Raw genomic sequence first — 11,983 nt, 5'->3', positions numbered from 1 at the left:
ATATTCCGTCGGTCGACATGGAGCGGTCAGGCGACGTTGATCTTCTCGAAAATGCCCTCCGCGCCGATTTCCTTGGCGTAGGTGGCCATCACGGGGTCGGCGAGTTTCTTCATGGCGTCCCGCTCCTCGAAGGGAACGCGCTTGAGCTTGCCGGCCTTCTCGAGCGTGTCGAGCTTGACCACCTCTTCGCTCGACTCGAGCTGACGGCCGTAGTCGCCGGCCTCCTTGCCGGCCTTCATGATCGCGTCCTGTAGATCCTTCGGCAACGTCTTCAGCGTCTTCACCGAGAAGCAGATCGGCCGGATCGACACGGCGTGCTGGGTCAGGTTGAGATGCGGCGCCACCTCGTAGAACTTCATCGCCTCGACGCCGGCGGCCTCGTTTTCGCCGGCCGAGATCACGCCGTTCTGGATCGCGTTGTAGATTTCGTTATAGGCGATCACCGTCGGGCTCATGCCGACGGCCGCAAAGGTCTTCGACCAGATCGGCGCGCCCTGCACGCGAACCTTGAGGCCCTTGAGATCGGCGAGATTCCTGAGCGGCTTGTTGGCGAAGATGTTGCGGATGCCGCCGCCGGAATAACCGATCAGGACGACCTCGGCTTTCGCCGCGACCTCGTCGGCGATCGGCGCCAGGATATTGGCTTCGACGACCTTGTTCATGTGCTCGATGCCCTTGAACACGAAGGGCGCGTCGATGAACGGAGCCGCCTTGGCGAAGGTCGACATGTGAGCCGGCGAGACGATGCCGTAATCGACCGCTTTGCCCTGCGACATGTACTCGAAATACTGTTTCTCGAGGCCGAGCGAGGAGTTCCTGTGCAGGGTGAAGTTGACGGGCTTGCCGTAGTACTTCTTGACCAGCTCTTCGAACCGGATCAGTGCCCGGTTGAAGGCGTGGTCGTCGTTGAACTGGACCGCGCCGTTCAGCGTGATCGGCGCTTGCGCCTTGAGGATCGACGGCATGCCGATCGTAGCCGCCGCAGTGGTCGCACCGATACCAGCGAGAAATGATCTTCGCTTCATCGTCTCCCTCCCTTTGTTGCTCCGCCCCTGTAACCGGAGCGTGAGCGCGGCCGGCATGCGGCCAGCGTTCGGGGAGCGTATGAAAAACGACGGCGGGACGGAAGCCAATTCGGATGAGCTGGAGGTACTCTTCGTCGCAGGGCCACTCCTGCGCGACCTGTTGCACTGCAACTCGCGCTCCTCTGGCGCGCGGCAGGCCGCATGGACGGCCCCCTCCCCCAGGAGACGGAAGACTTGCGCACCCCGTGCGCTGCACGCAGAGATCCGCTCGCCTTCCGCTATAGACCTAGTGCATGTGACCAATCAAATAAATGCCGCCACCGATCACCAACACAGCCGGCACGGCCCACAAAATGAGGACTGGCATTTGTCGTCCTCCTCAGTTTGACGTGCAGACCTTGACGGTCTTCATGCCGCTCTCGGCTTCGGTGCGCGACTTGTAGATCATGCCCGACGGGCTGACGACGGTCACGGACGTGTCCGTCGGCTTCTTGTCGACGATTGTGCACTTCTTCGTCTTGACGTCCTGGACGACATAGAACTCGTCGGCCGCGAACGCCGGCAGGGACAATGCAGCAAGCATCAATGCTGCAGATGCGATCTTCAGCTTCATTTTATCCTCCTCCAGTCGCCGGACGTTTCCAGCCCGGCAGGTTCACCAACGGGAAGAAACGGCAATTCGTTCCTAAGCAGGAGGAACGCCGTCCACAGTGAGGTGTTGACGCCGCACTTATTCCAGCGAGGAGGACAAGATGAAGAAGCTGTTTCTGCTTTCCGCCGCGGCGGTGATCATCTCGACTGGCGCGTTCGCGCAGTCCACCGTGGTGACGACCACCGGAACCGGGCACGCGGCCGCCGTTCAGATCGAGCCGGAATACCGAACCAGGATCAAATCCTACGTCACCGAACATCGCGTTCGTCCCGTGACGATGAAAGAGAAGATCATCGTCGGCGCGACGGTGCCGAGCGACGTCGAGCTCGAGGCAGTTCCTTCCGACTGGGGACCCTCGCTCACCAAGTATCGCTACGTCTATTCCGGCGAGCGCGTGATGTTGGTGGATCCGGGCTCCCGAACGGTCGTTCAGGAAATCGATTGATAGGACGTGATGGAGGGGGGCCGCCTCAAGGACGGCCACCCTCCCGGAGTTGACGATGAAATCGCATCGAGAGGCCCGGATCGCCGGTGTCAGCCTGGCGGCCATCTACGCCGTATGCCTGTTGCTGGCCGCAATCGGCATGACCTGAAGCGCGGACAGCCGCGACCGCGTTGCAACGCTTCCCTTCCCTGATCTGCGCGCTGAACGCAAAAATCATGGCGCAGCGCAAGTCCTGACCGTATGGTCTGACAAAATCATAAGCCGGCGCCGTCGCGCTGGAATCGGGACGACCGCGTTTGTCAAAGTTCACCCTGCCGGTCCGGCTCGCCCTCCTGGTCACGGGAACGATGTTGCCGCTGATCGTCTTCGCCGTTGGCATCGCCGTCTACAACTACAAGCAGGACCGCAGCGACGCGACCCGCCGAGTGCTGGAGAACGTGCGCAGCATGCGCCTGGTGCTGGATTCCGAGGTGCAGCGGATGACCGGCGGCTTGCAGGTGCTCGCGCTGACGAACTCGCTGCGCAACGACGACTTCCCGAACTTTCGCCGCATCGCGCTCGGCTTCCTCGAGCAGTATGGCAAGGGCGGCCTGGTGCTGATCTCCGACCGCAAGGGCCGGCTGCTGTTCTCCTCGGCGACGGAGGACACCGCGAGCCTGCCGCCGCGCGGCAATCTGGAGATCGTCGAGAAGGTGTTTGCGACCAGGACGCCGCAATATTCCGACCTGTTCACCGGCCCGCTCAATGGGCGACAGGTTCTCACCGTCGAGGTGCCGGTGCTTCGCAACGGCGAGGTGATCTACGACCTCTGCTTCAGCCCGCCGGTCAGCATCTTTCAGGATCTGGTGGAGAAGCAGCGCCCGGACCGGCAATGGACGGTAAGCCTGCTCGATGCCAAGGGCATCGTGTTCGCGCGCGCTCCGAACCCCAGCGAGACATTCGGCAAGCGCGCTTCGCCGTCGCTTTACACCGAGATGTTCCGCAGCAACGAGGCGGCGCTTCCGACCGTGTCGCTCGACGGCGTCGCGCTCGCCGCCGCCTACACCCGTTCCGGGCTGACGGGCTGGACCGTGGCTGCCGGCGTCGCCGAGAGTTCGCTGATCGCCCCGCTCTGGCGCAACATCGYCATCACCAGCCTGATCGGCGGCATCCTGCTGCTGACCGGCCTCACCTTTGCGGTCCGCATGGCGACGACGATCGCGCGCGGCGAGATGCTGCACGATCTGCTGATCGAGGAGCTCAACCACCGCGTCAAGAACACGCTGGCCTTGATGCAGGCGATCGCGGTGCAGACCTTCCGCAGCGCGAGCCGCGAGGAGCGGGCCAAGTTCGAGGGCCGCCTCGGCGCGCTCGCCGAGGCGCACAATCTGCTCAGCCAGGAGAAATGGGCCGGCTCGGAACTGAAGGATGTGATCGCGCGCGCGGTCCAGCCGTTCCTGCCCAACGCGCCCGAGCGCATCCGGATGAACGGTCCCGCGGTGCCGCTGTCGCCGCGGCTTGCCGTGGTGCTGTCGATGATCGTGCACGAGATCGCCACCAACGCCGCGAAATACGGCGCGCTGTCCAACGAGACCGGCCGGGTGACGCTGGAGTGGGAGGTCATCGCCGACACACCGAAGCCGTGGCTACGGCTGATCTGGACCGAGATCGGCGGGCCGCCGGTGACGGAGCCGGTGCGGCGTGGCTTCGGCTCGCGCCTGATCGAGCGCAGCGCCCGCGACCAGCTCGGCGGCGAGGCAACCGTCGATTTTCTGCCGCGCGGCGTGGTCTGCACGGTGACCTGCACGCTGGACGAGGCGCGGTGAACCGGATGATCATCACCCATGCCGGACTTGCTCGTTAGAGCGATAGCCATGTGACGGCCTGCCGCATTTTTTGGCATGAAGCGTCTTTCACAAGATCTCCGTTCAAGACCTCGACAACTCGCCGCCTCCCGTCGTGCGTTTCCGAAAACGCGCGCCTGCCCGGAGCAGGATCGGACAAAGCATGGCCGCTTCAGGAAAGACGCCATGCCCTCGCGCACTTAGAACACGCGCCGACCCGTACAAATACGGGCCCCTGATTTGAAACCAGAGGCAATCAGGAGAACCCACACAATGACCGGGAACACTGCACTCATGCGCAATCCCTCGCACAGGGGCCTGCCACCCGTACCCGGCGCACAGCCCGACGATGGTACGACGCACGAACGGCGCGCCGCGGACGCGGAGATGGCGCGGGTGCTCAGGACCGAACCGGCTCGCATGGCGCTGGACTCCTCCGGAGCCGGCATCGCCCACTGGAAACACGATCCATTGCACGACGTCGTGGAGCCCATGAGCCACCATGTGATCATGGCATACAACGGCGTGATGCAGCGCATGGAGCGGCGGTCGGGAAAATCGATTGCGATCGGCACGTTTCGTCCTGGCGTCGTGATCATCATTCCGGAAGGATCGAGCTCCCGATGGGATATTCCGAAGCCTGTCGATGTGGTCCAGCTCTATCTTCCGAATGCAACACTAAAGCGCGTTGCCGACGAAGCCGGGACCGAAAAACCGGCCGACCTGCTGGAGCGGACGGCGCATCCCGATCCYATTACGTCCAGACTGCTCTTGAGCGCAGCGGATGCGCTGGGGGGCAACGGAGCCCTCGATACGTTGTTCCGTCATCAGCTGACGGATCTTCTGGCCACCCGCCTGCTGGTCGCCCACACGGGTTCGCCAACCACGCTCCAACCGACCATGGGTGGGCTGTCGCCGAAGGTCCTGCTCCGTGCGATCGAACGGTTGCGCTCGGACAGCGATGCGGACGTCTCGCTCGATGCGCTGGCTTCCGATGCCGGCCTCTCGCGCTTTCACTTCTGCCGTGCCTTCAAGGAAAGCACCGGGCTCTCGCCGCATGCCTGGCTGCGCCAGCACCGGCTCGAGCAGGCCATGAACATGCTGCGAGACAGCGACGAATCGGTGGTCTCGATCGCCGCGGCGCTCGGCTATTCCTCGCAGACCGCCTTCGCCGCGGCGTTCAAGAAGCTGATGGGAGAAACGCCGAGCGATTGGCGCCGGCGCATGCGTTAGCAGCAATCTCTCGACAGGGACGGCAATCGCTCTGGGGCAGTCGGATATCTGGTTCGCTAAACATCTCGGCATCGCACCACGACGCGGACGGAGACCAACGATGGACTGGAAACACCTTGCAATCGCACCGCGACGGAAAGCCATCGCGACGGCGCTGATGTACGGACTCTCACTGAGCGTGCGTTTCACATCGCCAACAGCCGAAGAAGCGCCGGTACAGGCTGCGCAAAGCGCCAGTCCCGCGACGTCGATCCTGATCAATCAGACCTGGCTGAGGAAGCCCATGGTGCCCGTGGCTCTGCGTAGCTGGCCATCGGGCTCGAGAAGCTGCCAGGCGGCATGTGAGGGACCTGCGCTGCTGTCCTCACTGCCGAACTGCGCCGCGCCGTAACGGTCCGCGACCTCCATTTCACCTCTTCGCCTCATCGCCGATCGCAACAGGCCCTGCCGACACCAGACGGCGGCGATGGCGCGCGCCCCGAGCGAACCAAACCCAGGAGTTAAACCACATGCGACTGCTCATCATTGGCGCCGGCTTCGCCGGCATGTACGCCGCCCTCTCCTCAGCCCGCCTGCGCGACGTCCACGGCGCTTCGCCTGACGATCTCGAAATCGCCCTGATCGCGCCGGAACCGACGCTAGTGATCCGCCCGCGGCTCTACGAGCCGAAGCCGGAAACCCTGACGGCACCGCTGCTCGATGTCCTCAAGGCGATCGACGTCGACTACATCCAGGGTAGCGCCGAGACGATCGACACCAAGGCGCAGATGGTGCAGGTCGCCACTCCCAAGGGCACGCGAAAGACCCTGTCGTACGACCGCCTGGTGGTCGCCACCGGCAGCCGGCTGTTCCGTCCCAACATTCCGGGCCTTGCCGAGCACGGCTTCAGCGTCGACTCGCTCGATGACGCCATCGCGCTCGACAGGCATCTGCACGGTCTCGCCGACCGGCCGGCCGTGAACGGACGCGACACGGTCGTCGTCGCCGGCGGCGGCTTCACCGGCATCGAGGCGGCAACCGAGCTGCCCGCGCGCCTGCGCGACATCTTCGGCAAGGATTCCAGAACGCGCGTGATCATCGTCGAGCGCAACGGCGCGATCGCGCCCGACATGGGCGAAGGCCCTCGCCCGCTCATCGAGGACGCGCTACGCAAGCTCGGCGTGGAGACCCGGCTCGGGGCCGGGGTCACCTCGCTCGACAAATCCGGCGTGACGCTGTCGACTGGCGAACACATCGAAACCGAGACGGTGGTCTGGGCGGCCGGCATCCGCGCCGCGCCATTGACCGCGCAGATTCCCGCCGAGCGCGACAATTTCGGCCGGCTGCTGGTGGATCGCGATCTGCGCGTGCCTGCCGTCGCCGGCGTCTTCGCCACCGGAGATGCCGCGCGCGCCGCATGCGACGACGAGGGCAATTACGCGCTGATGTCATGCCAGCACGCCACGCGCATGGGCGCCTTCGCCGGCAACAATGCCGCCGCCGAACTGCTGGGCGTTCCGACCAGGCCGTATCACCAGAAGGCTTACGTCACCTGCCTCGATCTCGGCAAAGCCGGCGCGCTGTTCACGCGCGGCTGGGAGCGCAAGGTCGAGATGATCGGCGACGTCGCCAAGAAGACCAAGCAGGAGATCAACACGGTCTGGATCTATCCGCCGAAGGCCGAGCGCGCCGCGGCGCTCGCGTCGGCCGATCCGGAACGCGTGACCGACCTCTAGACGCACGAGACGATGACGGCCGCGTTCTCCTGGCTACGCGGCACGCTCAACCAAGACCAGCCAGGAGCCTTATCAGGAAACAGGAGACCAACATGAACCTGCACAACACCTCATATCCCGTGTCATCGGGCCCAGAAGAGCTCGTTCCGTCGCGCTACGCGCTGAAGGTCGGCGACATCGACGTGCTGGTGGTCAGCGACGGCGTGCTGCCGCTGCCAACCACCATGCTGGCCCACAATGCCGCCCCGGCCGAACGTGAGGCCTGGCTGCACGACATGTTCCTGCCACAGGATGCTTTCGACTGGGCGCTGAACGCGGTCATGGTCCGCAGCGGCGGCAAGACCATCCTCATCGACGCTGGACTGGGGTCCGACCCGAACTTGAACCTGCCGCGGGCCGGACAGTTGATCAAGCGACTGGAGGCCGCCGGCATCGATCTTTCGTCCGTGACCGACCTCGTGCTGACCCATCTGCACATGGACCACATTGGCGGGCTGCTCATCGACGGCGTGAAGCAGCGACTGCGCAAGGATCTGCGCATCCACGTGGCGGCCGCCGAGGTCAAGTTCTGGGAGGCGCCCGATTTCTCGCACACCAACATGCCGCAGGGCTTCCCGGACGCGCTTCGCGCGACCGCCAAGCGGTTCGTGAGCGAGTACGGCAGTCAGCTGCGGCAGTTCGATGAGACGCACGAGATTGCGCCCGGCGTCATCGCCCGTCGCACCGGCGGTCATACCCCCGGACACAGCGTGGTCCGCATAGCGTCCGGCGGCGACGCGCTGACCTTCGCCGGCGACGCCGTGTTCGCCGTCGGGTTCGAGCAACCCGAATGGTACAACGGCTTCGAGCACGATCCCGAGGAGGCGGCGCGCGTTCGTATCCACCTTCTGCGACAGCTTGCCGAAACCGGCGAGATGCTGGTCGCCACGCATTTGCCGTTCCCGTCGGTCGGCCGGGTGGCGGTCGAYGGCGATGCCTTCCGCTGGGTGCCGGTGTTCTGGGACTACTGATCGCCAATTGAGTTAGGCCGACCGGGGCGCGTGCTCATGCTGTTGATGAGCACGCGCCCTGATTCAATCAGCCCGGTATGGCCTCCGCCCACCGACCCGGATATAGCGAGAAGCTCCAATGAACCATGTGCCTGGAGCATCGCAAGGATGACCTGTGCAAGTCCCGAACTCATCATCTTCGATTCGGACGGCGTCCTGGTCGATAGTGAGATCATTGCGCTGACCGTCCTTGTCCGGACAGCATCCGAGGAAGGCGTAGCGATCAGCGTGGAAGACGCGATACGTTCGTTCCGAGGGTTGAAAATGACGGAATGCGTGCGCGAAATCGAGCGCCGGTTAGGCCGCAGCGTCCGAGACACTTTCGTCGCCGACGTTCGGCGAGCGACCGCGCTGGCTTTTGATGCCGAACTGAAGCCTGTCGAAGGAATCCATGCAGCGTTGGCTGAAATCACCGTTCCGGTTTGCGTGGCGTCCAACGGACCTATGTCGAAGCTCACGCATGCGCTCGGATTGGCCAAATTGCTGGGGCACTTCGAAGGACGCATCTTCAGCGCGTATGAGGTTGGTTCGTGGAAGCCGGACCCCGGCCTGTTTCTGCACGCTGCGCAAACACTGGGCGCCCACCCCTCACGTTGCGTCGTTGTCGAGGACTCGCTGTCCGGGATTCACGCAGCAAAGGCCGCAGGAATGAGGGTCCTCGGTTTTACCGCAGGTGATCCGGAAATCGAGCGAGAGTTAGCAGCTGTCTGCGACGACCTCTTTGATCGAATGAGCCACCTTCCGGCTTTGCTGCGCATGGAATGATTGCGGCACTCCCATTCCACACGCCCTACCCGAACGTTTGCAACGCCGGAAACGTCTCGAGCAGCCAGATGCTCACATTCGAGACCGCGCCGGTGAGAAAGCCGATGCCGGTGATCACCATCAACACGCCCATGGCGCGCTCGACATTGACGAGATGGCCCTTCATGCGCGCGAACAGCGCGGAGAACTGCTCGATCATCAGCGCGGCGATCAGGAAGGGAATGCCGAGGCCCGCGGAATAGACCGCGAGCAGCCCTGCGCCCTTGGTCACCGTGGCTTCGGCTGCGGCGATCGAGAGGATCGCAGCGAGGATCGGGCCGATGCAGGGCGTCCAGCCGAAGGCGAAGGCGAGGCCCATGATGTAGGCGCCCCACAGGCCGACCGGCTTAGGGATCGGCATCCGGCCCTCGCGCATCAAGAGGCCGATGCGCGTCAGGCCGAGGAAATGCAGGCCCATCACGATGATGACGAGGCCGGCGAGGATCGACAGCTCCGCCGACCAGGCCCGGATCAGGCCGCCGATCAGCGAGGCGCTGGCGCCGAGCCCCACGAACACGGTGGAGAAGCCGAGCACGAACAGAAGCGCCGACATCATGATCGCGCGCTTGGAGGCCGATGCCGGCTCGTCGCTCTCGACATGCTCGATCGTCGCGCCCGTGAGATAGATCAGGTAGGGCGGGACCAGCGGCAGGACGCAAGGGGAGAGGAAGCTGACGAGGCCGGCAATCAGGGCCGCCGGGATCGAAACATTTTGCATGATGCAGTCGGAGCCATCTCAGGCGCCGGCGCGGCGCGCGGGAAATGCGCGCGGCCCGGAGCACCGGCTCTGGTGTAGCCGATGCCGGAAAATGCGCAACAGAGGCGCACAAAACCCAGGCTCCTCCCGATGCCGTCCGCAATCACAGATGCGGCATCGGGACGCGCACAAATCTCGCCAAAAAGCGAGACTCGGCGGCGCGGCTACTTCACCACGCGGAGCAGCGGACGCCGGGGCTGGTCCTGCGTCTGCTTGGAGGGGGGGTGCGGTTCGCTTGCAGCGCTCCGCAGCATTTCGTCGCACAATGCCTTGAGATCGGCACTGTCAATTCCTTTGAGTTTCATCCGCACGTCCAGGATGACGATGGACAGCAGCTCGGCCGACTCACGGCTGTTGCACTCGTTGAGCACCCTGCGGCACTCCTCGAGCGTTTCAAGCACCGACTGCAACTGTTCGTCTGAATGCGACACCGGCGTTCTTTCCGTTAATTCGGCCTGTGAGACGTGTTTGTGACGACCCCCTTGGCCCCCATGGAGAACCAAGGATAACACGAGGCCGTTGCGCCTCTGAACATGATTTCAGTGTGTTTCTGCGTTGAAATTGCGGTTCCGGCCAACATTGCCCCGCTACGCCATTGGTCATTGTCGAAATAACGAAGGGTAGAACGCACGATGCGCTGTGATTGATCCGTCCCGGAGGGCGACAACGCCGCTCTCGCAAGGAGATCCATTGCGGACAGCGCCGACAATCCCGCAGCCATTTCGCGGCTCGCAACGGAACTCACGCGACACCCCTCACTCGGGCGAAAGCTTGCCCGATTCCCAGCTCTTGGCCGCACTCGGATACCACCCACGGGTAGTAAGGATGACGTTCAAAACTCGTCACCCCCGCAACCCGCCGTGGTTGTGGTTTGCGCCAGATTCTGCCACTTTAACGACCTGAAGGGAATTGTATGCACTCCTTGGCGGAAAGGGGCGTTCCATTGGAAGAACGCCCAAAGACAAATCTCAGCGGCCTCTCGGATTGGGATGCCGCCCGCATTTTCCTTGAAGTCGTCCGGTGTGGAAGTTTCCGCTCGGCGGCAGAACGCCTGTCGCTGTCGATCAACGCCGTCCGCCGACGGATCGACGATTTCGAGCGCCAGACCGGCACCACCCTTTTCACCCGCGACGTCCACGGCACCCACCTGACTGACGAGGGCACGGTGGTGGTCGCCGCCGTCGAGCGAATGGAGACGGCTGCGTTCGACGTGCTGCGCACCAGCGATTCGACGGCTAACGTCCTGTCCGGCGAGGTCCGCGTCGCCGTGACCGAGGGCCTCGGAACGTTCTGGCTCGCCCCGCGCCTGGTCGAATTCCAGCAGGCCTATCCGAAGATTCTGGTCGACCTGCATTGCGCGATGCGTTCCGCAGACGTCTCCCGCCACGAGGCTGACGTCGCGATTCACCTGTCGCGCCCCTCCGCGCTCGACGTCAAGCTGGTGCGGCTCGGCCGCATGCATCTGATGTTCTGGGCCTCCGAGAAATACATCGAAAAACATGGCGCGCCGCGCTCGGCAATGGAATTGATCAAGCACCGCCTGGTGCTGCAATTCGCCGACCAGCTCGCCGCCAAGGAAACTTTCGAGAGCTTCTTCCCGGGCGTTTCGGAACGTGACCTTCTGGTCATGAAGACCAACGTCTCAAGCGCCAACTACTGGGCTGTCGCGAATGGCGCCGGAATCGGCGTATTCCCAAGCTACGCCGTCGCGCTTGGCGGGAAGTTGATTCCACTGGAGGTCGAGCTGAACAGACCGCTGGATATCTGGTTGTCCTACCATCCCGGTAGCGGCCGGATTCCGCGCGTACGGCACATGATTGACTGGCTGATYGAAGCCTTCAATCCGGCTCGCTTCCCGTGGTTTAAGGAAGAGTTCGTGCACCCGCATGAATTCAAGGACTCGTATATGGGCGAACCCCTGACCCAGCTCTTCGGGGGATTTTCAACCGAAGAACGGTGAGAACGAACATGAAAACAGCGGCGAAAAGAATGAAGCAGCGCAGTGCCGGCAAGCCGGACATCGAGCTTGGCAAGCGGATCCGTCTGCGCCGCGTCGAGATGAAGATCTCGCAGGCCGAGCTGGGCGAGAAGCTCGGCGTCAGCTTCCAGCAGGTTCAGAAGTACGAGAAGGGCGTCAATCGCGTCGGCGCGGCTCGGCTTCAGCAGATCGCTTCCGCCCTCGACGTGCCCGTGACCTTCTTCTACGACGGCGACAACAAGGCGCGCGAAGTCGAGAGCCTGCTGTTCCTCGATTCGGCCTTCAGCCTCCGCCTGCTGCGCGCCTACAGCAAGATCAAGGACCAGACGGTGCAGCGTCAGCTCGTTTCGCTGATGGAATCGATCGCGGCCAACGAAGCCTGATCTATCGACGGTCTGGCCTTTACGGCCGACGTTCAATCCACCGCGTCACGGGGCGCGGCCGGATTGAACGAGGCCTGCCGGATCGGATCTCCTTGATCAGACTTGGCCTGCGCGCCGTG

Annotated in this window: 13 protein-coding genes; 8 read left to right on the top strand and 5 right to left on the bottom strand. The window is 63.6% G+C overall.

From position 1 onward, the window contains the following. Positions 1–26 precede the first annotated feature (26 nt). Positions 27–1,025, bottom strand: a complete 999-nt coding sequence (locus tag AC1D00_RS09325) for a TRAP transporter substrate-binding protein (protein ID WP_135178492.1) — start codon at positions 1,023–1,025, stop codon at positions 27–29. Positions 1,026–1,404: 379 nt separating this feature from the next. Next, positions 1,405–1,638 (bottom strand): hypothetical protein, encoded by a 234-nt coding sequence (locus tag AC1D00_RS09320; protein ID WP_135178493.1) that lies wholly within the window; start codon positions 1,636–1,638, stop codon positions 1,405–1,407. A 139-nt stretch (positions 1,639–1,777) separates the two neighbouring features. On the opposite strand from AC1D00_RS09320, the gene AC1D00_RS09315 reads away from it, so the two are divergent. The 3 genes from AC1D00_RS09315 to AC1D00_RS09305 all read left to right on the top strand — a co-directional run bounded on the left by AC1D00_RS09315 (position 1,778) and on the right by AC1D00_RS09305 (position 5,178). Beyond that, a complete protein-coding gene (locus AC1D00_RS09315; RefSeq protein ID WP_477010466.1) occupies positions 1,778–2,122 on the top strand; it encodes a DUF1236 domain-containing protein in 345 nt (114 codons plus the stop codon). Positions 2,123–2,469: 347 nt separating this feature from the next. Next, the gene (locus AC1D00_RS09310; protein ID WP_477010467.1) at positions 2,470–3,927 is read left to right on the top strand and encodes a sensor histidine kinase; all 1,458 of its coding nucleotides are present in this window, start codon (positions 2,470–2,472) and stop codon (positions 3,925–3,927) included. Between the two features lie 291 nt (positions 3,928–4,218). After that, positions 4,219–5,178, top strand: coding sequence for a helix-turn-helix transcriptional regulator (locus tag AC1D00_RS09305; RefSeq protein WP_477010465.1), 960 nt, complete (start codon positions 4,219–4,221; stop codon positions 5,176–5,178). A 261-nt stretch (positions 5,179–5,439) separates the two neighbouring features. Here the strand turns inward: AC1D00_RS09305 and AC1D00_RS09300 are convergent, their stop codons facing one another. Next, the gene (locus AC1D00_RS09300) at positions 5,440–5,604 is read right to left on the bottom strand and encodes a hypothetical protein (protein ID WP_477010464.1); all 165 of its coding nucleotides are present in this window, start codon (positions 5,602–5,604) and stop codon (positions 5,440–5,442) included. An 83-nt stretch (positions 5,605–5,687) separates the two neighbouring features. Between AC1D00_RS09300 and AC1D00_RS09295 the strand changes: the two genes are divergently transcribed. The 3 genes from AC1D00_RS09295 to AC1D00_RS09285 all read left to right on the top strand — a co-directional run bounded on the left by AC1D00_RS09295 (position 5,688) and on the right by AC1D00_RS09285 (position 8,707). Then, the gene (locus AC1D00_RS09295) at positions 5,688–6,893 is read left to right on the top strand and encodes an NAD(P)/FAD-dependent oxidoreductase (RefSeq protein WP_477010463.1); all 1,206 of its coding nucleotides are present in this window, start codon (positions 5,688–5,690) and stop codon (positions 6,891–6,893) included. Positions 6,894–6,985: 92 nt separating this feature from the next. Next, on the top strand, positions 6,986–7,903 hold the full coding sequence (locus AC1D00_RS09290) for an MBL fold metallo-hydrolase (RefSeq protein WP_135178497.1): 918 nt from the start codon (positions 6,986–6,988) through the stop codon (positions 7,901–7,903). Between the two features lie 147 nt (positions 7,904–8,050). After that, positions 8,051–8,707: an HAD family hydrolase gene (locus AC1D00_RS09285; protein ID WP_477010462.1), complete on the top strand. Its 657-nt coding sequence runs from the start codon at positions 8,051–8,053 to the stop codon at positions 8,705–8,707. Positions 8,708–8,732: 25 nt separating this feature from the next. Here AC1D00_RS09285 and AC1D00_RS09280 read toward each other — a convergent pair whose 3' ends face one another. Both AC1D00_RS09280 and AC1D00_RS09275 read right to left on the bottom strand, forming a co-directional pair. Then, positions 8,733–9,464 carry a cytochrome c biogenesis CcdA family protein gene (locus AC1D00_RS09280; protein ID WP_477010461.1) on the bottom strand — a complete coding sequence of 244 codons (732 nt, stop codon included), beginning with the start codon at positions 9,462–9,464 and terminating at the stop codon, positions 8,733–8,735. Between the two features lie 203 nt (positions 9,465–9,667). Further along, on the bottom strand, positions 9,668–9,934 hold the full coding sequence (locus AC1D00_RS09275) for a hypothetical protein (RefSeq protein WP_135178500.1): 267 nt from the start codon (positions 9,932–9,934) through the stop codon (positions 9,668–9,670). A 482-nt stretch (positions 9,935–10,416) separates the two neighbouring features. Here AC1D00_RS09275 and AC1D00_RS09270 point away from each other — a divergent pair, with 482 nt between their 5' ends. Both AC1D00_RS09270 and AC1D00_RS09265 read left to right on the top strand, forming a co-directional pair. After that, complete coding sequence (locus AC1D00_RS09270) at positions 10,417–11,463, top strand: LysR family transcriptional regulator (RefSeq protein ID WP_135178502.1); 1,047 nt, start codon at positions 10,417–10,419, stop codon at positions 11,461–11,463. 29 nt (positions 11,464–11,492) lie between these two features. Next, entirely contained in the window at positions 11,493–11,864 is a 372-nt protein-coding gene (locus AC1D00_RS09265) for a helix-turn-helix domain-containing protein (RefSeq protein ID WP_027546544.1), read from the top strand. The last annotated feature ends 119 nt before the right edge of the window (positions 11,865–11,983 follow it).

The sequence above is a fragment of the Bradyrhizobium sp. P2_E8 genome, assembly GCF_056403875.1.
This window is presented reverse-complemented; position numbering and strand designations above follow the sequence as displayed.